21 protein-coding genes are annotated in these 22,115 nt (G+C 61.2%); 7 read left to right on the top strand and 14 right to left on the bottom strand.

Annotation, left to right across the window (positions count from 1 at the left end; genetic code table 11):
• Together JAB8_RS20540 and bla are read left to right on the top strand one after the other, a co-directional pair.
• The coding region (locus JAB8_RS20540) for a response regulator (RefSeq protein WP_139143111.1) at positions 1-423 on the top strand (423 nt) is incomplete at its 5' end.
• The gene (gene bla / locus JAB8_RS20535; protein WP_070291198.1) at positions 416-1,309 is read left to right on the top strand and encodes a class A beta-lactamase; all 894 of its coding nucleotides are present in this window, start codon (positions 416-418) and stop codon (positions 1,307-1,309) included. The genes JAB8_RS20540 and bla, both read left to right, overlap by 8 nt.
• On the opposite strand, the gene JAB8_RS20530 is transcribed toward bla, so the two are convergent.
• From JAB8_RS20530 to JAB8_RS20490, 9 genes are all read right to left on the bottom strand, one after another.
• Positions 1,310-1,744: a DUF695 domain-containing protein gene (locus JAB8_RS20530; RefSeq protein ID WP_070257244.1), complete on the bottom strand. Its 435-nt coding sequence runs from the start codon at positions 1,742-1,744 to the stop codon at positions 1,310-1,312. It abuts the gene before it with no gap.
• 38 nt (positions 1,745-1,782) lie between these two features.
• Positions 1,783-2,427 (bottom strand): hypothetical protein, encoded by a 645-nt coding sequence (locus JAB8_RS20525; protein ID WP_139143110.1) that lies wholly within the window; start codon positions 2,425-2,427, stop codon positions 1,783-1,785.
• Between the two features lie 142 nt (positions 2,428-2,569).
• Complete coding sequence (locus JAB8_RS20520) at positions 2,570-3,433, bottom strand: hypothetical protein (protein WP_070291214.1); 864 nt, start codon at positions 3,431-3,433, stop codon at positions 2,570-2,572.
• 74 nt (positions 3,434-3,507) lie between these two features.
• Positions 3,508-4,503, bottom strand: coding sequence for a PHB depolymerase family esterase (locus JAB8_RS20515; RefSeq protein WP_070291196.1), 996 nt, complete (start codon positions 4,501-4,503; stop codon positions 3,508-3,510).
• A 124-nt stretch (positions 4,504-4,627) separates the two neighbouring features.
• The gene (locus JAB8_RS20510) at positions 4,628-6,832 is read right to left on the bottom strand and encodes a TonB-dependent receptor (RefSeq protein WP_070291195.1); all 2,205 of its coding nucleotides are present in this window, start codon (positions 6,830-6,832) and stop codon (positions 4,628-4,630) included.
• A 147-nt stretch (positions 6,833-6,979) separates the two neighbouring features.
• Complete coding sequence (locus JAB8_RS20505) at positions 6,980-7,789, bottom strand: alpha/beta hydrolase (protein WP_083287822.1); 810 nt, start codon at positions 7,787-7,789, stop codon at positions 6,980-6,982.
• A 116-nt stretch (positions 7,790-7,905) separates the two neighbouring features.
• Entirely contained in the window at positions 7,906-8,544 is a 639-nt protein-coding gene (locus JAB8_RS20500; RefSeq protein WP_070291193.1) for a ribbon-helix-helix protein, CopG family, read from the bottom strand.
• Positions 8,545-8,651: 107 nt separating this feature from the next.
• Entirely contained in the window at positions 8,652-9,608 is a 957-nt protein-coding gene (locus JAB8_RS20495; RefSeq protein ID WP_070291192.1) for a bifunctional helix-turn-helix transcriptional regulator/GNAT family N-acetyltransferase, read from the bottom strand.
• Between the two features lie 93 nt (positions 9,609-9,701).
• The gene (locus JAB8_RS20490; protein WP_139143109.1) at positions 9,702-10,136 is read right to left on the bottom strand and encodes a hypothetical protein; all 435 of its coding nucleotides are present in this window, start codon (positions 10,134-10,136) and stop codon (positions 9,702-9,704) included.
• A 129-nt stretch (positions 10,137-10,265) separates the two neighbouring features.
• Here JAB8_RS20490 and JAB8_RS28660 point away from each other — a divergent pair, with 129 nt between their 5' ends.
• The gene (locus JAB8_RS28660) at positions 10,266-11,456 is read left to right on the top strand and encodes a DUF1566 domain-containing protein (protein ID WP_139143108.1); all 1,191 of its coding nucleotides are present in this window, start codon (positions 10,266-10,268) and stop codon (positions 11,454-11,456) included.
• A 56-nt stretch (positions 11,457-11,512) separates the two neighbouring features.
• The gene (locus JAB8_RS20480) at positions 11,513-12,031 is read left to right on the top strand and encodes a hypothetical protein (RefSeq protein ID WP_070291190.1); all 519 of its coding nucleotides are present in this window, start codon (positions 11,513-11,515) and stop codon (positions 12,029-12,031) included.
• Between the two features lie 3 nt (positions 12,032-12,034).
• On the opposite strand, the gene JAB8_RS20475 is transcribed toward JAB8_RS20480, so the two are convergent.
• A complete protein-coding gene (locus tag JAB8_RS20475) occupies positions 12,035-12,751 on the bottom strand; it encodes an SDR family oxidoreductase (RefSeq protein WP_070291189.1) in 717 nt (238 codons plus the stop codon).
• Between the two features lie 152 nt (positions 12,752-12,903).
• Between JAB8_RS20475 and JAB8_RS20470 the strand changes: the two genes are divergently transcribed.
• A complete protein-coding gene (locus JAB8_RS20470) occupies positions 12,904-14,208 on the top strand; it encodes an MFS transporter (protein ID WP_070291188.1) in 1,305 nt (434 codons plus the stop codon).
• 338 nt (positions 14,209-14,546) lie between these two features.
• Positions 14,547-16,127, top strand: coding sequence for an isocitrate lyase (locus JAB8_RS20465; protein WP_070291187.1), 1,581 nt, complete (start codon positions 14,547-14,549; stop codon positions 16,125-16,127).
• Between the two features lie 181 nt (positions 16,128-16,308).
• Here JAB8_RS20465 and JAB8_RS20460 read toward each other — a convergent pair whose 3' ends face one another.
• The 4 genes from JAB8_RS20460 to JAB8_RS20445 form a co-directional block, all read right to left on the bottom strand.
• A complete protein-coding gene (locus JAB8_RS20460; RefSeq protein WP_139143107.1) occupies positions 16,309-16,743 on the bottom strand; it encodes an STY0301 family protein in 435 nt (144 codons plus the stop codon).
• Positions 16,744-16,753: 10 nt separating this feature from the next.
• Positions 16,754-17,140 carry a BPSL0067 family protein gene (locus tag JAB8_RS20455; RefSeq protein ID WP_254679556.1) on the bottom strand — a complete coding sequence of 129 codons (387 nt, stop codon included), beginning with the start codon at positions 17,138-17,140 and terminating at the stop codon, positions 16,754-16,756.
• Between the two features lie 262 nt (positions 17,141-17,402).
• Complete coding sequence (locus tag JAB8_RS20450; protein WP_070291185.1) at positions 17,403-18,389, bottom strand: hypothetical protein; 987 nt, start codon at positions 18,387-18,389, stop codon at positions 17,403-17,405.
• 467 nt (positions 18,390-18,856) lie between these two features.
• Positions 18,857-19,687, bottom strand: a complete 831-nt coding sequence (locus JAB8_RS20445) for a helix-turn-helix transcriptional regulator (protein WP_070291184.1) — start codon at positions 19,685-19,687, stop codon at positions 18,857-18,859.
• A gap of 118 nt (positions 19,688-19,805) precedes the next feature.
• Between JAB8_RS20445 and JAB8_RS20440 the strand changes: the two genes are divergently transcribed.
• A complete protein-coding gene (locus JAB8_RS20440) occupies positions 19,806-21,284 on the top strand; it encodes an MFS transporter (RefSeq protein WP_070291183.1) in 1,479 nt (492 codons plus the stop codon).
• Positions 21,285-22,115: the final 831 nt, after the last annotated feature.

Below are 22,115 nucleotides of genomic sequence, written 5' to 3'. Positions count from 1 at the left end.
ACACCGGACGCGCCCGCCCCCGCCGCCAGCGGCCGCCATTTCCGCGTACTGGTGGTCGACGACAACGTCGATGCGGCTGATACCCTTGCCGCCGTGCTCGACATGATGGGCCATGCCACGCAAGTGGCCCACGACGGCGCGCAGGCCCTGGCCGTGGCGCCACAATTTTTGCCAGACGTCATCTTCCTCGATATCGGGCTGCCCGGCATGAACGGCTACGAAGTGGCGCGCGCGCTGCGCCGGATACCGGCCGGCGCCAAGGTCGTGCTCGTCGCATTGACGGGCTGGGGCGCCGAAAACGACCGCAGTCAATCGAGCGCGGCCGGTTTCGACCACCATTTGACCAAGCCGGCCAACCTGCTCGCCATCGGCGAACTGCTGGCCACCCTTTCCACTCCAAAAATAGCTACAGACCATGACTGACTCCCCGAACCACGTCCGCCGCACCCTCCTGCTGGCCGCCGGCACTACCCTGCTGTGCCCGGCACCGCTGCTGTTTGCCGCACCCGCCACCAGCATCGCCGCCGCCCACACGCAACTGGCCGCGCTGGAACAGGCCGCCGGCGGACGCCTCGGCGTTGCCGCCTGGCGCCAGGGCAGCGAACTGCGCGTTGCCTACCGCGCCGACGAACGCTTCCCCCTGGCCAGCACCTTCAAGGCCATGCTGGCGGCCGCCGTGCTGGACCGCAGCGTCAGCCAGCCGGGCTTGCTGGAACAGCTCGTGCGTTACGAGAAAAAAGAACTGGTCACCTATTCGCCCATCACGGAAAAACATCTGGCCGATGGCATGCGCGTGGCCGAGCTGTGCGCCGCCACCTTGCAGTACAGCGACAATAGCGCGGCCAATTTCCTGATGAAAATATTGGGCGGGCCGCAAGCCGTGACGGCGTTTGCACGCAGCATCGGCAATACGGTATTCCAGCTGGAACGCTGGGAAACAGAATTGAATAGCGCCATCCCCGGCGAAATGCGCGACACGGCCAGCCCTGCGTCGATGGCGCACAGCTTGCAACAAGTGTTATTGGAAAATAGCTTGCCGGCGCCGCAGCGCCAGCAACTGGCCACATGGATGCGCGGCAACACCACGGGCGACAAACGCATCCGCGCCGGCGTGCCGGCCGGCTGGCAAGTAGCCGATAAAACGGGCTCGGGCGCCTATGGCAGCGTCAACGACATCGGCGTGGCCTACCCGCCCAGCGGCGCGCCGCTGCTCATCGCCGTGTACTACACGCGCGAACAGAAAAACGCGGACACGAATCAGGACATCATCACGGCCGCCACGCGCATCGTGACGGCTGCATTGGTGTAATTACTTCGGCAGGGCGGCCATGAAGCCGGCATAAGTCGACCAGGCCGGATCGGCCGCGCTGCGGATTTCAATCGGAAATTTCGGGCGCGGCGCCAGCGCCGTGTTCAGGCGATTGAAGAATTCTTCGCCCGACTGCGTGTAATAAATCCATTCGCGCAAGTTTTCACCCGTCGACACCAGCGCCAGGGTGGCGAAGCCCTCTTCTTCCACCACGGGCGCCAGCGCCGCTTCCAGCTCTTCCATATGCTCGCGCTCGTTCGGCGCGGGCATGCCCGTTTCGTCTTCGTAACGCCAGGCGATGATGATGCGGTCCGGCTGCGACGATAGGTCCCAGTCGTCATGGAAGGTGTCGACATAGCGGTAGATGATGGCCATCTCGTCGCTATGCGTGACGATGGTGCCCCAGCTGCGGGCGGAAGTGGAATTTTCGTTCATGGTTGCAATAGTCAAAAAATAAATCAAGGGAGCGCAGCTTACAGCACTGGCGGGCAAGTCACATTCCAGGCGTCATACTGGGCGCCGCTCTTGCGCAGCCAGACGCGGGTGTAGCTGTCGCGGTCGCTCTTGAACACCAGCGCGTAGCGCTCTTCGGCGCGCGGGGCGGCGGCGCCCACGTCGACGGCTGCCAGCGTAAATTTCAGCGCCCGTAGCGGCGCGCAGGCCGTGTTACCCGCCATCAATAATCGCGCCCGCTCCAGCAACGGCTTCTGGTACAGCAACACGCCTTCCAGTTCCACATCGGGAATCCGTTGCAGCATGCGCACGGGCTCGGCCACCGCGCGGCAGGTGCCACGGTCGAGCCAGGCGTAATACTCCATGCCCGCCTCCTGCCAGCGCGCCTGCTTGCCTTCGCCATGCAGCACGAACTTGGTGCGCTGCGTCCGGCACAGCGCGCCATGGCCGCGATACGGCGGCGTTTCCACGCTGCCCACCACCTCGCTGCCGCGGCCGCCGACCACGGGCACGCTCTCGAACACGGTGCGCGTGGCCGGCTCGCCCGGATATTGCTGCGCATAAAAATCCAGCAAGGACGCGCGCTGCTGCGCATCCACCACCGCCTCGGCGGCACTGGCAGACAGGCACGCCGCCGATACGGTAAAGAGCGCTGCAGAGCGCATGAAATATCCTGGCATGGCATTCCTTCAATCGACGTTCAGGGGCGGGTATCGCCCAAGCGCCGATTATATAGTTACCAGGAAATACCGGGAGGACGGCCGTCAGGACGTGCGCAAGGTGGCAAAGGCGAAACAGACTTGATATTTAGTAAGAATCTGTCTTGCTGCTCAATACATCCATCAACAATTGCCGCTTCGCCAGCAGGGTGGGATCAAACGCCGTCCACTGTTCCAGCCGCAACGCATACGCCGGCGCCATCATCCAGCCGAACACCTCCGCCTTGTCTTCCTCGGGGCCGTAGGCGGCGTACAGGCTCACCAGCCCGGGCTGCGGGTGGCCCAGGTTCTGGAAACCCTTGCCGTAGGCCGTGGCGCCGCCCTGGCCATAGGCTGTGCCGGGCGGGTTTAGGGCCAGCCAGGCGGGGTCGCGGTAATAGAAATCGTTGAACAGCCGGTATTCGATGAAGTGGTAATACTCGTGGTGCACGCGCAGCTCCATGCCGGATGGACACAGGGCGGCCAGCAGGTTGTCGGCGTAGACGACGCTGTCGATTTCCGGCGCCGGCATGGCCAGGCGGCGCTGGCCGTCCACGCTCAAATCCTTCACCAGCACGACGTGGCGCAAGCCCGTGCGCGCGAAGACGCCGGCCGGGTAGCGCTCCATGGCCGGCAAGACGATGCTGAGCAACAATTGCAGCCCGGCACGGTCCTGCGCCGAGTCCGTAAAGGCGTGCGCCTCGCTGCCGGGCATGGACAAGGTCCAGGCGGGCGCCAGTTGCAGGGCCCCCAGGCGCGCCGTGGCGATGGCCTGCAGTTGCGCCACGCTGGCGTCCCTGGGCGCGATGGGCGCATAACGCACGTTCCAGTCGCACTCGCTGCGCATGCTGTCTTGCTGGGCGGCACGCTCGAACGCTTGCAGGTCGGCCGCCGATGGCGCGGACGGGCCGGTGCCGGCGCAGGCGGACAGCAATACAACGGCAAGACAGGACAGCAAACGGCAAGCAGGCATGGGATCTTTCACGGGCATAAAAATGGGGCGCAATTGCTGCGCCCCATTGTACAAGCTGCTAGTTCCTTACAGCATCAGCGCTGGTAATTCTTGAAGAAATTCCAGCTGATCACGGTGGCGTCCGGGCCCAGCTCATCGCTGAAGGGCCAGCCGGGAGGGCCGCCGCTCCACGCGTGGTTCATGCCCTCGACCGTGTACTTTTGCGCGATGACGGCGCCGTTGTGCAGGTAGGTGTCGATGGTATAGCTGCGGCCGTACGGCACCGTCTGGCGCACGATGCTGTCGGCACGGTAGCGCACGCTGTCATTGTCGAGGCCATCGTCGCCGTAGTCGCTGGTCTGCAGGAATTGCTCGATGGTTTGCTCGCCGTTGACGGGATTGACGACGATGTCGGAAGTGCCGTGGAACACCATCGTCGGCATCAGCCGGCGCGGCGAACCGGAGCAGCGCCAGGCATCCTTGCCGCGCACTTTCGGGTCGAACGAGCTGCCGTTGAACAGCGAGTCGGCGGCCGTGAGCATGCCGATGGCGCCCTTGTACATGCCGCCCGAATGCACCATCACGGCGGCGAACACGTCGGAATAACAGGCGGCCATGATGGAGGCCATGGCGCCGCCGGCCGAGATGCCCGTCACGTACACGCGACTGTCCTGCACCGCATATTTGCTCTTGACCTTGTTCAAGATACCCATCAGCACGGCCGGCTCGCCCGTGCCCCGCTCCTGGTTCAAGGGCAACATGAAGTTCCAGCAGCGCATGGGGTTGGCCGTGACGTTCTGGCGCGGATAGACGACGATGAAGTTTTCGCTGTCGGCCAGCTGGTTGTAGCGGCTGACGGCGGCCATGCTGTTCGGCTCGGAACCGCAGCCGTGCAGCATCAGCACGACGGGCAGCGGCGTATTCGGATTGTAATTGCTCGGCAGCCAGACCTGGTATTCGCGCGAGCCCCACAGGCTCGCGTACAGACCGAAGTCCCACTGCCCGGCGGAAGCCGGCAGCGCGGCCAGCAAGCCGCAGGCGGCGATGAGTGCAGAAAATAAATGACGCAGTTGCTGATGCAGATGTGCCATGCCAGTCTCCTGATTATTATTCACGACGAAAACAGCGACAACGACCCGGCTTGACGCACGTCAAGCCGGCACTTCCGACCCGCGAGGCCCGACCCAACGGGTCCGGCCCCGGCAGTGAAGAACTCTAAAATTTGTAGCCAGCCTTGGCGATGATCTGGCGCGGCGGACCATAAAAACCGTCGAGGATAAACACGGCGGGAATGTTGTAGCCATCCGTGCGGTAGCGCTTATTCCCCAGGTTGCTGCCATGCAAGCTGAAGGTCCAGTTCTTTGGCGCTTCCCACACGACGCCGGCCGTCCAGATGCTGTAGCCGCCCTGCGCCAGGGTTTCGCTCAAGTCCGTCGTCGGATACACCTTGCTGCGGTAGCCATAGCCGAGCATGCTGCGCAAGGCGCCGCCGAACACGTCGCGGTCCGTGCGCGTCACGTTCAAGCCCACTTGCCGGGCTGGCGTATTGCTGAACTTTTGCGTATCCGCAATGTTCTTGCCTCCGCTCATGAACTCGTCATAGCCCGCATCGAGCAGGGCGAGGAAGCCGTTGACTTCCCACTGGCGGTTCGGCCGCCACGAGAATTCGAACTCAGCGCCTTTCACGGTGCCCTTGCCCGCATTCGTGAAGTCGCCATAGAAGCCCGGCACGCCGCCCGGCTGCACATAGCTGGTGAAGACGGACAATTGAATATCCTTGTAGCGGTTGTAGAACAGGGCCACGTTGGCGTCGAAGGTGTCGTCGGGCGCCGCATACTTCATGCCCACTTCCAGCGCGTCGAGTTTTTCATCCTTGTAGGGCCGCGCGGAATCGGGCACCACGAGGTTGTTGGCGCGCACGTTGTAGCCGCCCGACTTGAAGCCGCGCGACAGGTTGCTGTAGAAATTCGTCGTCTTCGACGCTTCATAGCGCACGGAAATTTTCGGCGAGGTATTGCTGACGGACAAGGACTTGTCGAAGTCGGCCGCCGTCTGGATGGGCCGCGTGAAGCCCACATCGGCAAAAGCGCGGTTGAGCACGATGGCGCGCTTTTCCTCGCGCGTGTGGCGCAAGCCCGCATTGATGCTCCACACCTTGCCGAACGGCCAGGTCCAATCCGTGTACAGCGCCGTGCTGTCCGTCTCCACCGTGCTGACGGCGGTCGTAAACTGGCGCCCCAGGAAGTTGTTGTAGATGCCGCCGCCGGCCGTGCCTTCGAAGCGGTACAGGCCGATCACGCCGGCGCCGTAGTCGCCGCTGTACGAGGCCTGCAATTCCAGGCTTTTCTGTTCGTCGCGCGAATCGCCGAACACGTCGGCAATCGGTTGCGGCAAGCCGTCGAAGTCGATGGTTTGCTCGGACGTGCTGCGCCGCTTGGCGCCGATCACTTTCACGGACCAGTCGTTCGACAAGGTGTAGTTGGCCACCAGCGAACCGCCCCGGTTGTGCGTGAAGTTGTTGCCCGGCATGCCACTCTGGATGTCATACGCATCCGTGCTGGCGGGCCGCTTGAGCGGATCGAAAGCGCTCACGCCCATGCGCTGGAAGCCGCGCACACCGGACTTGTCGTCCGTGGCGTCCAGGCTCAGCACGACGGTGAGGGGGATGTCCTGCGGAAAGTAGCCGACGGACAGGCGCGCGGCCGTGCTGTCCTGGTCGCTGACCTGTTCGCCGTTAAACGTGTTGCGGCCGAATCCGTCGCGGTCCAGTTTGGCAGCGGCCAGGCGCGCGCGCCAGGTGCCGCTCTCGTTGGCCACATTGAAGGCGGCCTTGAAGTTGCGCTGATTGTAATTGCCAATGCCCACTTCCGCCGAGGCACCGTTTTCCTTTGCCAGGGGGCGCGAAATGTACTTGATGGCGCCGCCGATGGTGTTCTTGCCGTACAAGGTGCCTTGCGGGCCGCGCAGCACTTCGATGCGCTGCACGTCGAACACGTCGAGCAGCGCGCCTTGCGGACGGGCCATGTAGACGTCGTCAAAATAAATACCCACGCCCGGGTCCACGCCCCAGACGGGGTCGGCCTGGCCCACGCCGCGGATAAACGCGGTCAGGGTGGTATTCGTGCCGCGCGAAGCGTACACGGTCAGGTTCGGCACGCGCTCCTGCAAGTCGGCCAGGTTCTGGATATTCGCCCGTTCCAGGGCCTTGGCGGAAAACGCCGTGACGGCCAGCGGCACGTCCTGCAGCCGTTCTTCGCGGCGGCGGGCAGAGACCGTTACGGTTTCCATGCGTTCTTTTGCGTCGCTGGCTTCCTGAGCGCTGACAGCAGTGGCAGGGCTAGTTTCCTGCGCCTGGGCCTGGGTGGCGAACGCGCCGGCAACGGCGAGGGCGGCGGGCATTAATTTCAAAGCAAGTTTCATAACGTCTCCAATGTCAGGCTTGCTTACCACCAGGGAAGACGGCCGGTTTGCAGAATCGCAAGACGTCACGGTACCCGCGCGCGTGAAGCGAGCACCTGCCCTGCGATGACTGTTTCCCGGCCCCTGCCCGTGCGGCGAGTGGCCTGTTTATTTTGAATGTGTGGCGAGAAAGGACTGCAACAAGGTATTCACACGCTGCGCCTGGTCCAGGGGCGTGGCATGGCGCGAGTTCGCGATGATCTCGATCTCGCACTGCTGAAACTGTGCGGCAAAGGCCCGCTTGCTGGCGACGGGCGTGTAATCCTGGTCGGCCGCCATGATGAAGACGGGCATGGCCAGGGCCTGGAAATGGATGTCGATATCCCAGTGGAAAATGGCATCGAGCGCGGCCAGGTAGGCACGCTTGTCCATGCCCGCCATCTGCGTGGCGAAGCGCTCGACCAGGGGCTGCTGTGGCGGATCTGGAAACAGTTTCTTGCCGATGATCTTGCCCATGGCTTTCAGGCCGAAAGTGGCGATCACCGTGCGCCGCAGCCAGTAGGCAAACAGCAGCGCTGCCGGCTTGCTGCCCTGAAATGGTTGAGAATTGATCAGGCACAAGCTGGCCACCCGGCCCGGGGCGCGGTTGGCCATTTCCAGGCCCACCATGCCGCCCAGGGAAAAGCCGACGATATGTGCGCGCGGCACCTCGAGCTGGTCCATCAGATTGAAGAGGTCGTTGGCGAAGTCGCCGATCTGCCAATCGCCGTTTGGCGCGGGACTGGCACCATGGCCGCGCAGGTCGGGCACGATCAGCCGATAACTGCTGCCGAGGGCATCGATCTGCGGACGCCAGTCTGCGGCGCAGGAACCGAGGCCGTGCAACAGAAAAATAGGCTCTGACTGCGCGGGATCGCCCTGCTCCCTGCCCAGGTCGAGGTAATGCAATGGAACATCGGATGTCGTGTGACGCCGCATTCTGTCTCCTTGCTGTTGAACATGCTTTGTGTTCAGGTGCAGGAATATGTTTTCCTGCTGTTGGAAAACATAATACGGAATCCGAATTCCGATTTCAAGTTAAATCGCTAAATATCTCAAGTCAGGTAATTTAAAGCAACACGCACCAGCTCATCCTCGAGTGCCGCACCCGACAAAAAGGACAGCGAACCCGTCAAGGTATGCTGGTTCAGGATGCCCAGCAGCACGGGCGGCACGACCATCATCGCCTGCGTGGGGTTCGGGTGGCGGATGCTGGACGACTTGCTGGCCAGCACGGCGACCGTGCGTTGCGAGATCAGATGATTGATCTGGTGCACCCTGTCGCGGAATTGCGCATCCTGCGACGCACGCGTGATCAAGGCCCGCAAGACGCCGCTGCGCCCGCCATTCACGGCCACGAACATGGCCACCATGGCGCGGATGAACTCTTCCAGGCTGCGCCCTTCCCACTGGCGCAGTTCCGTCAGGGTTTCGACCTTTTCCACCATGTCGGAAAAAAAGCGCTGCAGCAGCAAGCGGCTCAGGGTGTCCTTTTCGCCCAATAAACGGTAAAACGTGCCGACGGATGTTTCCGCCAGCCTGGCCAGGTCGGCCACGCCGATTTCATCGAAACGGTTTTCCGCCAACAACTGTTCACCCACCTGCAGCAGGCGTTCGAACGCCTGCTTGCTGCGCGCCTGGGTGGGCTCCGGGGGTACGATCATCTGCGGGAAGGGCATCGGGAAGGAAGGCATGCGGCGTCGGCGTCTCTCGATAGTGGAACCGTGGTTCCGTTATGGGAGCACGTATTGTAACGCGGGAGACGGCCGATGGGGAGCGCCGCGTGGCGCCCTGGCGTGTGCTACCTGCCTTGCCACTCCATGTAGACGTCGGCGCGCTGGTAATGCGCGTCGCCGGCGGGCCGCGCCACATGGGTAAAACCGCTGCTTTCGTACAGGCGGATGGCGGGCGCCAGCTTGCTGTTCGACTCGAGGAACAGCAGCTTGGCGCCGCTGGCCTCGAAGGCGTCGAAGGCCCGTTCGATCAGCCGGCGCGCAATGCCCAGGCCCTGGCATTCCGGCGTGACGGCCATCTTCGACAGCTCGATGCTGTCTCCGCCGGCACGGATCAGGGCGCAGGTGCCGACGATCTTGCCGTCCAAACGCGCGAGGAAAATCTGCCCGCCATCGTCGAGGATCGAGCGTTGCGGATCGGACAGCACCTTGTCGTCGAGCGCCTCGACATAAAAGTAGCGTTCCAGCCAGGCGATATTCAGGCGCTTGAAGTCGGCCGCGTAATCGGCGTCGTAGTCGATGATTTCCACGGCCGCCCGCTCGCGCTGGCGCCGGCACGCGGCGATCGTCTCGCCGAAACCCTGCGCCTGCAAGCACGCTTCGGCCCGGTCCAGGCTGGCCATCAGCTGCGGCGTGCCTTGCTCGAATACCGTATCGACGGCGGCGCGCACGTCGTCCCACAGGGGCGCCATGTCGCGCAGCAAGGCTTGCCCCGCGTCGGACAGCGCCAGCAGGCGGCGCCGCTCGTCCTTGGCATCCGGCAGCTCCGCCACCACGCCGGCATCGAGCAGCTTGCGTCCCAGCTGCACCACCACCGGATGTGTCTGCCCGATCTGCGCGGCCAGGGCCGTGATCGCCGTGGGGCCATTGTCGCGCAGCAGCAATAACAAGGGAAAACAACGCGACGTCAGCTCGACGCCGGCCGCCAGATAGCTGGTATCAACGCCCGCATACAATTGATCGGAAAGACGGCGCAGGCGGCTGGCCAGCATCAGCGAGCCATAGGTTTGCAGGTTGGAGGACATGTTAGCAGAATATAGGTAAGTAGTTACGTATACCCTAACGTAAACGGGCTTTCGGCGTCAAGCGTCGGCGTTTGTTGATCGCTTGTTCATCGCTTATTCATCATCATCGTCATCGGCCAGCGCCGCCTGCAGCCTGGACTGGAACACGTTCTCGACCACCGCCCCCAGTCCCGGCCACACCTGCGTCAGCCAGCGCTTGCCCTCCTCGCTCACCTCCACGTACGGCGCGTCGCGCGTCGCGCAGGCCCGGCCAATCGCGATGACTTGCCCCGCATCGTCCAGGCCGCCCGCGATCATGGCATCGATGGGGAATACGATCAGCCCGGCGCTCAGATGCGGACGCAGCAGGCAGGCTGGCGCGATGATGGCAAACGATGCTTCCACGTAACTCCAGCAATTGGTGGGCCAGTGGGCAGCCTTGACGGCCTCGAGGAAGGCCGCGTCGCTGATCGTTTCAGGATGGGCCTGCGCCTGCGCATACAAGGCGGCAAGGGCGACGAGTTGGGGCGGGGAAGTCCAGGTGGGCATCAATCATGATCCAGGCAAAGCCGCACCAGGCTGGCGGCAAAGGCGGACTGTAGCATGTTCAATCAGCACGCTGAAACACCAATGGTCGGGGCATAATCATGGCCGACGCCACTCTCGCCAGCCACAGCCATGCCAACTGCCTTTGAACTCTGGAAAGCCGAATTACTAATTGTGGGCAACATTATCCAGGATGACGATACCTCCACACCGTCCGATGAAGCGCAGCGGCGCTTCCAGCGCTACTGCGCCATGCTCGATGCGCTGACGGGCAAGGAAGGCGCGCACTACGCGCTGGCGATTGTGCAATCCGTGCAGGCCGAGCACGATTACGGCGCCTACCAGACGGCCAACCGCGCCGCTTGGCGTTTCGGCGAGACGGCGTATTGCACCGCCCTGCTGCACGAACTGCCGCGCCTGATCGCCACCCTGCCCGACTGGGCCGGTGACTTTCTCGTCGGTATCGCCAACGGCGCCGGCACGCCCAACGCCTCGGCCATCACCTGCTTCAACACCCTGCTGGCCGCCGCGCCGCCCGCGCAGCAAGCGCTGATCGCGGCATTTATTGCCACGGAAGAAGACGATGGCTGGTTTGAGCATTGCCCGGGCGTGCTGGGCGCCGCTGCAGGCGAGCACTACGCGGGCGTGATGCCTGGCCAGGACGGTGCCGCCGGCTACCAGTTGTTCCTGCTGCCCGGCGAGGCCGATGCCCTGCCCTGGCAAGCCGCGCTGGACTGGGCCGCGGCGCGCGGCGCCTGCCTGCCGACGCGCAGCGAACTGGCCTTGCTGCACGCCAACCTGGGCCACGCCTTCCCGGATGCCTGGTACTGGTCGTCGGAAGCGGACGCCATCCTGCCCCGCATGGCGTGGAGCCACGATTTCGACAACGGCACCCAGTACAACTATCGCAAGACTTATTCAGGCCGCGCCTGCGCCGTGCGCCGGGTCACATTGGCGCCATCGGCCGACGCGCCCATCGCCCTGCAGCCGGGCGAACGCTATGCCGGCCTGATCCTCGGCTGGGATGGCGCGCCCGATTACCACCTGGTGCTGCTGCCGGACGAGTACGAGCAGGAGAACCATTCCTGGCAAGCCGCATCCAACTGGGCTGCCAGCCTGGGCCACAGCCTGCCGGATCGGCGCGAGCAGACCTTGCTGTATGCGACATTGAAAGAGGTGTTCCGGCCGAACTGGCACTGGTCAAGCGAGCCTGGCGACATCGAGGACGAAGCCTGGTGCAAGGATTTCGACACGGGCGTCGCCTACCAGAACGCGCGCGCGTTTGACGGCTACGCGCGCTGCGTGCGCCGGGTGCTTGCTTAGTGCTTGTATAGTGCGCGTTTGCTCAGGCGAGCGTTCCCCAATCATCAAGGAAACCCATGCTGTTATCACTCGACGATCCCATCTGGCCCACCCTGGAAGGCGGCTACCGCATGCCCTACGACGTGGCCGGGGCGCTCAAGGCCATGCAGGCAGGCGAGGACGTCTGGCATGAGCTGTGGGAAGAGCTGCACCACCAGGGCGACGTGGGCGTCGCCTCGTATGCGGCCGTGCCCCAGCTCGTCCACCTGCTGGGCAACGCACCGTCCCGCGCGGAAGATTTCTATGCGCTCATCACCCTGATCGAGCTGGAACGCCACCGCAAGCACAATCCGCCGCTGCCGGACTGGCTGGCCGCCAGCTATCAGGCGGCCTGGGCGCAGTTGCCCGCCATCGCCGCGCGCGACCTGCAGGGCCAGCTGGACCCCGTCATGCTGGAATCCGTGTTCGCCGTGCTGGCCCTGGCCAAGGGCAACTTGCGGCTGGGCGCCCTGCTGCTGCACATGGACTCGTCCGAAGCGGACGAGTGGCTGGAAGAGCGTCTCGGCTGGTCCGAAGTCTACGGCGACGATGCATAGCGGCTAAAAACGCTCGTCGCGCAGCGCCGGCAGCACCAGTTCGCGCACGAACGAGGCACTCGACAGGTTCAGCAGCATGCGCACGACGGCGACGACGTCATGCACGGGGATCAGCTCGCCTTCGCCCCGCGCGGCGGCGTCCGCCAGCGGCACGGACAAGCCATCGTAGGTATTCAGATAGCCGAGCTGCAGCGCCGTCACGGCCAGTCCCTGTGCACGGAAACCTTCGCGCAAGGCATCGGCGATGCCGTTCAGGGCGAATTTCGAGGCGCTGAACGTCACTTCCGGGCGGCCGCTCTGGCGCAAGCCTGACGTCGATCCCGTGAGGATCAGCTGCGGCTTGCTGCTGGGCAGCAAGCGCGGCACCAGCCGCTTGAGCAGCAATATCGTTGACGTGATGTTGGTATTGACCATGTCGACGATAGTATCGTCCGCATCGCCGAGGAAAGCGTAGTCATCGCTGAAGGCTTTTTCTTCCCACACGCCCAGGTTATAGATCACCGCGTCCAACACAGCGGGCACTTCGCGGGCGATGCGTTCGACGGCCTCCGCGGGTGCGGCCAGGTCCGCCGCGATCCATTGCAGCCGCGTGCCCTGGCCGGCAGGCAAGTCGGCGGGTTGCTGGCGCGATACGCCAATGACGGCGTGGCCGTCAGCAAGCAAACCGTCCACCAGTGCGCGTCCCAGGCCCCGGCTGGCGCCCACGATCATGATATGCATACTGTGTCCTTTCCAATGAAGTCAACGCCGATGATAGCGGCGTTGTATTAAGCACAGCTGAGGCTGGTCCCCGTACGCCCCGCGTTTACTCACGCGGCGGAAATGCGTATGCTAGATCTGGCAATCTCCGATAACACACAAGAACGAGACACATGCCTACTTCCAACACCGCCGCCATCCACGCCGCAAGCCGTCCCCTCACCCAGCAAGACTACAAAACCCTGTCGCTGGCCGCCCTCGGCGGCGCGCTGGAATTTTACGATTTCATCATCTTCGTCTTCTTTGCCAACGCCATCGGCCAGTTGTTCTTCCCGCCGGAAATGCCGGAATGGCTGCGCTTGCTGCAAACCTTCGGCATCTTCGCCGCCGGCTACGTCGTGCGTCCGCTGGGCGGCATCGTCATGGCCCACTTCGGCGACTTGCTCGGCCGCAAGCGCATGTTCACCTTGTCCATCCTGATGATGGCCGTGCCGACCCTGCTGATCGGCCTGCTGCCGACCTACGCCAGCATCGGCCTGGCCGCGCCGCTGCTGCTGCTGCTGATGCGCATCTTCCAGGGCGCGGCCGTGGGCGGCGAAGTGCCGGGTGCCTGGGTGTTTGTCTCGGAACACGTGCCGAGCCGCTACACGGGCTTTGCCTGCGGCGTGCTGACGGCCGGCCTGACGGTGGGCATCCTGCTCGGTTCGCTCGTCGCGACGGGCCTCAACACCGTCTACACGCCGGCAGAAATCAGCGAGGGCGCCTGGCGCTATCCCTTCCTGCTGGGCGGCATCTTCGGCTTCGGCGCCATGTATTTGCGCCGCTGGCTGCATGAAACCCCTGTTTTTGCGGAAATGCAGCAGCGCAAGGCGCTGGCGACGGAAATGCCTTTGAAATCCGTGCTGCGCAGCCACCGCGGCGCCGTCGCCGTGTCGATGCTGCTGACCTGGATGCTGTCGGCCGGCATCGTCGTCGTCATCTTGATGACGCCTGCCCTGCTGCAAAAGATCCACCACATCGCGCCGCGCACCACCCTGGTCGCCAATACCGTGGCGACCCTGTGCCTGGCCTTCGGCTGCATCATCGCCGGCATGCTGGCCGACCGCCTGGGCGGCAAGCGCGTGATCTTCACCGGTTCCGTGCTGCTGGCCATCAGTACCTATATCTTCTACACCACCGTCGGCAGCCGCCCCGACCTGCTGCTGCCCCTGTACGCGATGACGGGCCTGTTCGTCGGCGTCGTCGGCGCCGTGCCCTACGTGCTGGTGCAGGCATTCCCGGCCCAGGTGCGCTTCTCGGGACTGTCGTTTTCCTACAACTTGTCGTATGCGATTTTCGGCGGCCTGACGCCCGTGGTCGTGACCCTGATGCTGAAGAACAATGTACTGGGTCCCGCCTATTACGTGATCGGCGTGTGCGTGATCGGCATGTTGACGGCGCTGTTCATCAAGGATCAGCGGCAGACCGTGGGACGCTAAATCAGCCGCCAGCGGCCAAGGCCACCTTCGGGTGGCTTTTTTTTCGCCCAGATTTTGTCGCGCTGCACCAAATTCTGAAAAGACGTTTCACATCGCGGAATTCCGAACAGCAGACTCAGCAATATATCCTCTCACTTTTTGAAAATTCATTTCATATCCTGAAAAATAATAATTAATCCGTTGAAAAACAAAGACTTAATTTAAGTTATATGTCTTATATAAGACTTGAAGATCGGCGCGAATCGGCCTACTATTTAGTCATGCAGTTTGCTTCGACAAGACGTTGTGGCGCACTCGGCGATTTTCTCAAACATAGCTTTTCTTTTTAGGAGATTCACATGTCCCAATATCAAGACGACATCAAAGCTGTTGCTGGTTTGAAAGACCAACAAGGCAGCGCATGGAACGCCATCAATCCCGAGTCCGCCGCCCGCATGCGCGCCCAGAACAAGTTCAAGACCGGCCTGGACATCGCCAAGTACACGGCGAAGATCATGCGCAACGACATGGCTGCCTACGATGCGGACCCATCCAAGTACACCCAGTCGCTCGGCTGCTGGCATGGTTTCATCGGTCAACAGAAGATGATCTCGATCAAGAAGCACTTCAACAGCACCGACCGCCGCTACCTCTACCTGTCCGGCTGGATGGTTGCCGCCCTGCGCTCCGAGTTCGGCCCGCTGCCGGACCAGTCGATGCATGAGAAAACCGCCGTCTCGGCACTGATCAAGGAACTGTACACTTTCCTGCGCCAGGCCGATGCCCGCGAATTGGGCGGCCTGTTCCGCCAGCTGGACGCGGCCCAAGGCGCTGAAAAGCAAGCGATCCAGGCCAAGATCGACGGCCACGTGACCCACGTCGTGCCCATCATCGCCGACATCGACGCCGGTTTCGGCAATGCCGAAGCCACCTATTTGCTGGCGAAACAATTCATCGAAGCGGGCGCCTGCTGCATCCAGATCGAAAACCAGGTGTCCGACGAGAAACAATGCGGCCACCAGGACGGTAAAGTCACGGTACCGCACGAAGACTTCCTGGCCAAGATCCGCGCCATCCGCTACGCCTTCCTGGAACTGGGCGTGGACGACGGCATCATCGTCGCCCGCACCGACTCGCTGGGCGCCGGCCTGACCAAGCAGATCGCCGTGACGACTGAACCAGGCGACCTGGGCGACCAATACAACTCCTTCCTCGACTGCGAAGAAGTGTCGGCCGACGCGCTGGGCAATGGCGACGTCATCATCAAGCGCGAAGGCAAGCTGCTGCGTCCAAAACGCCTGCCGAGCAACCTGTTCCAGTTCCGCGCCGGTTCCGGCGAAGAGCGTTGCGTGCTCGATTGCATCACCTCGCTGCAAAACGGCGCCGACCTGCTGTGGATCGAAACGGAAAAACCGCATATCGCACAAATCGGCGGCATGGTCAGCGAAATCCGCAAGGTCATCCCGAACGCCAAGCTGGTGTACAACAACAGCCCGTCGTTCAACTGGACCCTGAACTTCCGCCAGCAAATCTTCGATGGCATGAAAGCCGCAGGCAAGGACGTGTCCGCCTACGACCGTGCCCAGCTGATGAGCGTGGAATACGACCAGACGGAACTGGCAGTCCAGGCCGACGAGAAGATCCGCACCTTCCAGGCCGACTCGGCTCGCGAAGCCGGCATCTTCCACCACCTGATCACCCTGCCGACCTACCACACGGCCGCCTTGTCGACCGACAACCTGGCCAAGGAATACTTCGGCGACCAGGGCATGCTGGGCTACGTAGCCGGCGTGCAGCGCAAGGAAATCCGCCAGGGCATCGCCTGCGTGAAACATCAAAACATGTCCGGCTCGGACATCGGCGACGATCACAAGGATTACTTCAGCGGCGAAGCGGCGCTCAAGGCTGCCGGCAAAGACAACACCATGAACCAGTTCTGAGCTTTTGGCTTGACTGTAGAGTGACAAGGCCCGCTTCGGCGGGCTTTTTTGCGTCTGGCCCGCCGGCGGGCGGCAGTTGCGTAGGTCGGCTTAGCGGAACGCGTAAGCCGACATGCACAGCTGCAGGCACTGATTGCAGCGGCCTGCGATTCACCCGGCAATACCGCTGATACCAACTCACTTACCGGCAATCGATATCGATCTCGTTCTGCCCGGCCTTGCGGCCTTTCCTGTAGGTGAACTCGCACAGGCTGACACTGTCGTCCATCCTCCGCGACAGCGTTACCTCACCATGCTCGCCGTAGCTGCACTGCAGCCACTTGCCGTCTGGGTAGGGGCCTTCCAGCCGGTAGCTGAGCGTCGTTCTCCCTTGCTTCTTACGCTCCCCGCTGGGCACGAGCTGCCCCCTGCGCGCCGGCGCGCCGTCGATCGGCGCCGCGGCACTCAGGTAGAGTGGGCTGCCGATATACGGCGTCCAGCCAGCCGGCACGGCGTTCAGCCTGATCATTGTCGCAGGCACGCTGTCCGGGCAAGCATTCACGGCGGGCATCGCAGCCTGCGCGAACACAGGGAATAGGCAGCAGGCGGCGCCGGTCAACAAACGTCGATGTGGCATCGATGCTCCCTTATTCGATGACGGAAAAAGAGTCGGCATTGTTGCTGGGGTCGATATGCAAGCCATTCTTGTACTGGCCTTTGGCACGCAAGGTGCGCGAAGTCACAATGCCCGGGCGCTTGCCCGCCCACTGGTCCATGACGAGGATACCGTCCAGCGCCTGTCCCATATACAGGGCCGCGTGATTGCCTTGCTGATGATTCGCATACTTGCCGTTGACGAATATGGCAATGGCCGTGCCATTGCGCAGCAAACGGTTCCCCAGCACTGCCTCGCCCTGCTTCCAGGCCAATGTGGCAGGCGCACCCGCGTAGTGGCGGACCAGCGCGACGCATTGGTGGTTGCCAACCATGGTGCTTTTTTCCAGATCGTCGACTTTGGTGCAGGCATAGGGCACGGGACTCTCCGGGGGTGATGGGAGAGGCTTACGATACATGCGGGAAACAATAGGGGAGTTGAGATGGGATAAGGTTTGCGGGGGAATAACGGCGGTGGCGGCGTCCGTGAATTACGCATCCCGCGTCGCTGTGCAGTACATGGGTTGTACAGGACTTCGGTAAGCCGCATATCGTCTACAAAACAGATTATGTATTTGAGCGTGCCTTGCTCCCGAAGATATGGCTGTAGTGTCACGCTCGAGCAGACTCAGCACGACATGCTTATGGCCGGGACTTTAACATAACAAAATAGTCAGGTGACTCTTCAGGATCACATTGTGCCAACCGCCTCTTTTCCGCCGGCTTGCGAGCTGGTTCACAACTTGGATCATAAAGCTGACCCGGCCCCAGCACCTGCGCCCATAATTCCTTCTTTCTTTCAGAAATCTGCGTACCAAAAAGCTGTGCGGCTTGTTGATAATTAAGGTGAATATCAACGTCTCGAATCTGATCATCTATCACTGGGCGTGCAATCACCCTGATTTCCTCATTTGTGGCTGGATTGATAATCCTCAGCCTTTTCCATGCATAGTCTGCACCTATTGGTACATTGACATAAAAACGACGTGGCTGATCTGGACCTATTTTGGGAACGCCTGCCCATAGCTTGAGGCCCAGGCGTTCAAAGGGAGCCTCCGTTCGCTCCGCCCGTCTCCGTAGTTCGGCGACAGATGGAGCTGCGTCAATTTTTTCCTGCATTTTCTGCGTTCTCTCAAGTATCCCCAACTTCAACTCATTCTTGTCGAGTTTTACTAGCTCGCTCAGAGCACGAGGCAAATCAGTATCAGAAATAGGATATATCTGATGTCTCTTCAGTGCAGCCACTGCCTCTAGCTTTTGCTGCCCCTCCAGCAGATCCTTGATAGATTGTTCCGCTGGTAATTGATAAATGGCGAAAGCTGACAAAGCAAGCATTCCAAACGCCACCACCATGAACGCAGCAAATGCCAGTTTGAGTTTAAGTGCCCTTCCGTGCAGAAGCTGTGTAGCAATCTCAAATCGCCGCGCCAGAGGTAATTTGTCCACATTGACACGAAGCACCTCCAGCACGCCTTCGAGCAATATGCGCCTGTCAGATTCTTTGGCGCTATTGATTAGTACCTCAGTACGTTTAAGCTGGGTGACATAAACCCATGCCACAACGGCAGCAAGGAATGCTACGAGCGTCAGAGGCGAACTCACATAGGTTATCGCTTTCCATACATCCATGGCTGCACCCGTTCCTTGTTGTTATGTGTTCGAACCTCGGCATCATCAACGATGACATCAAGAAGGCCCTCCCACATCACAAACAGGGATAGATCACCGACGTCTACCCCACATAACTAAAATAGAATTCTTCTTGCAAATAAGGGGAATGGCAATGAGTACTGCTACGTGGGCGCAGCACAATTCATACACTGAAAGGTATGCTCAACACCCACGGCAAGGTATGTGATAGGTCAATAGAAACGGACTTACCTAATTCAACAACCCATGCTTCATGCGGCCTGGACCGATGTTGCAGAGAGCAGCGCCTCTCCTCCGAGCTGCCGAGTTCGACCAATATTGCATGAGAAAACAGGCATGAATATCCCCCCCTGTCATTTTTAAAGATGCTGCCAGCGTGTACCCATCGTCCAAGCGCGTGCCTGCCCGATCTCAATGATGGGAGGCAGCCGATTGATGTCAGTGCTTCAACTGCCGCCAACAGAACGCGCCGCAAAGTATCGTGCCGGGGAGTCGCCGAAGGAACGGCGAAACATGGCGATGAAGTTGCTCGGTGAGGCATAGCCCAGCGTGTCGGCAACATGCGTGACCGAGTCTCCACGCGCCAGCATTTCCAGGGCATGCGTGAGTTGTGCCTGCTGGCGCCATTGGGCAAAGCTCAGGCCTGTTTCAGCCAGCATCTGACGGCGCAGCGTTCGAGCCGACATCGCGCCCCAATCTGCCCAAGCTTCCAATGTTCGAATCGAACCTGGATCGTCCAGGATCGCCCGAGCGATGCGCTCCAGCCGAGCATTTGTCGGCATTGGCAAGTGCAGCGACTCATGCGGCGCGCGACGGATTTCGTCAAGGATGACGGTAACGACGTGCTCTTGGTCCAGTGCCAGCTGAGCGGACTTGTCCCATTCGGCGGCCCGGCGCACCAATGCGCGCAACACCTCGGTGATGCCGATCACGCAAGGCTGGCTCGGCAAGCACGCACTGGATTTCGGCGTGATGAACACGCTCCAGCCGGCAAGAGCACCGCTGACACGTACTTGATGCGGTACCCCTGGCGGCATCCAGCCGGCCCGGTTCGGCGGGAGCAACCACGACCCGTGAGCTGTCCGCACATGGATGAGCCCGGCTTCTACGCAGAACACCTGCCCTCGATGGTGGTGATGCAAACCGTACTCGCGTGTTCCGAGGCGGTACTCGCTGGCCTGATCGTCATTCCCCAACAAGGCGATCAGACGAGGGCCATCCGACCACTCGCTGAAGTTGTCTTCCGGTTGCTCATGCTCAGGATTCAGTTTGGCCATTTATCACCATTTTAAGTCCATTTACCGTTATATGACTTTTCATGCTGTTCAGCATACTTGGCTCCTACCAAACTTTTAGGCGGCAGTCGCCGCCGTCATCGTGCTGAAAGGTCAACAAATGTCTATATCTTCCGTACCGGCGATGCCGCCACCGCTGCTGCGCAGTGGCGTATCGACCTGGATTGCTACCTTCGTCGCCTGCGTGTGTGCCTTCATGGTCGTGGTGGACGGTGCCATCGTGAACGTCGCGCTACCGGCGATGCGCGATGACCTGGGTCTGTCACCTGTCCAATTGCAGTGGGTAGTCGACATCTACCTGCTGTTGCTGGGTGGCTTCATGTTGCTCGCTGCACGCGCCAGCGACATCTATGGGCGCCGGCGCCTTCTGTTGTGGGGTTTGACGCTGTTCACTGGAGCCAGCCTGGCAGGTGGCTTTGCGACTTCCGGGAGCATGCTGCTGGCATCGCGCGCAGTGCAGGGTTTGGGCGCGTCGGTACTGGCGACCTCACCGCTGGCAGTCATCGTCGCCGCCCATCCCAAGGGGGCGAGTCAGGAACGAGCGATCGGCCTGTGGGCGGCCTGCGCCGCGATGGGCTCCGCCTTTGGCGTGGTCATTGGCGGCTTGCTGACGAGCCTAGCCAGCTGGCGCTGGGTGATGTTCGTCAACATACCTGTCGGTATCGTCCTGGCTGCGGTTGTTGCCGGCTGTCTGCGACCACAGCTAACGGACGACGCCCGGGCGAAGCTCGATGTTCTGGGAGCGTCCACTGTCACGCTGGCGTTGGCCTCGTGTCTCTATGCGATCTCAGAATCGGTACATGCAGGCTGGACATCCAGTACCGTGCTCAGTGCCTTGGCTACCGCGCTGATCATGTTCGTCGCCTTCATCGCAGCTGAACGCCGTTCGGCCCAGCCCCTGATCAATTTCGAAATATTTCGCCTGCGAAACGTAACGATCGGAATGGCTATGGTGTTGAGCCTCGGCGCGGTTCTCACGGTGTCGATGTTCTTTCTGTCGCAGGCGCTGCAGCGGATCGACGGGCGCAGTCCGCTCGACACCGGACTGGCCTTACTGCCAATGGCTTCCGCACTGGCTGTCGCATCGATCGCATCACGCTATTTGCGGGACGCTGGCTTTACACAGTTGCCCTTTATTGGCAGCCTCGTGTCGGCAGCAGGCCTGATCTGGCTCAATTGGCTACCTGTTCATCCATTGCAGGTCAGCGAATTTCTGCTGCCTACATTGCTGGTCGGCGCTGGCAACGGCTTGGTGATGATGAGTGCCACGCAAGCAGTTCTTGCAGGCGTTCCGCGGAAAGACTCGGGTCTTGCAGCAGGACTACAGAACACTGCACGCCAGTTGGGTGGCGCAGTGGGCATAGCAGTACTCGGTGCAGTCGCCCATTCAGTAATGGCGACGCAATTGGCCACCGGGCAACTCCCCCAGGCGGCCGAACTTGCGGGTTACCGGTTCGCATTCTTGATAGCAGGCATCGTCAGCGTTGTCTCGGCAGTTGCGTCGCTCATGCTGAAGCAGGTGCCCGCATCGAAGGACGCAGGGTCAGGTCTGCCATTTGGACACGAACTGATACGCTAGGCGCCGTAAAAGCATGCTCATTCACAAAATTGATTAGAACCACTAATGCGCTGGGCTTCAGCGCAGCGACAGCAGTTGGTCGATTCGAAGCGCACTGCCCTGCGCCTGAGGAACGAAGTGCTTCTCTCCGCGTATAGACGAAAAAAGAAAAAGCTACCCGAAGGTAGCTTTTTCGAGAGGGGGATTCCTATCATCCGGGAAAGGCCCCACCAATACCGCACCTCAATCGTCCAGAACTTCGGAATGCCCCCAACCATGCCCCTTCGGCCAAAACCAGAGTAAAGACAATGGATGGCACTCCTCACTACTAGTTGTCCTGCCTGTACAGCAAATCGTGCTCGCCGGAATCGAATGCTCTATGACGATCTCTCGCGGGACACAAAATGTTCCTCGGTGGTCCCTCAAGCGGGCTCTTGCTCGCCAGTTCGGTGCGTATTCTCATCAGAACGGCCACCGATTCTTGCTCCAGTACGGCCACTAGCTCCTATATCAATGCGGCTAGCACCGAGTCCTGCGTGAGCCACCAATTTCTACTCAAGCCTCGACTCTAGTCCTAATCCCTGCTTCATACCGCAAGCCGCCGACTCCTGCTCATGCCACTGATCCGTGTCACAAGCGGCCACAAATACCCACGTAGACGATGATTCTTGCTAGGATAGCTTAACTGTCCCTATTGGCATCGTTGATTTCGCGCTGGTATGAATGTGGCGATTTCTGAACCGATGCCTTTTCCACAATCGGTATGCATCTCTCACTTGAAGCGGAGGTGTCTATGGATGTACTGTACTTTCTGCAAGAACATACGAAGTTCATTCGCAACTTTCACAACGT

This window comes from Janthinobacterium sp. HH106 (assembly GCF_001758725.1).
Classification (GTDB): Bacteria; Pseudomonadota; Gammaproteobacteria; order Burkholderiales; family Burkholderiaceae_D; genus Janthinobacterium.
This window is presented reverse-complemented; position numbering and strand designations above follow the sequence as displayed.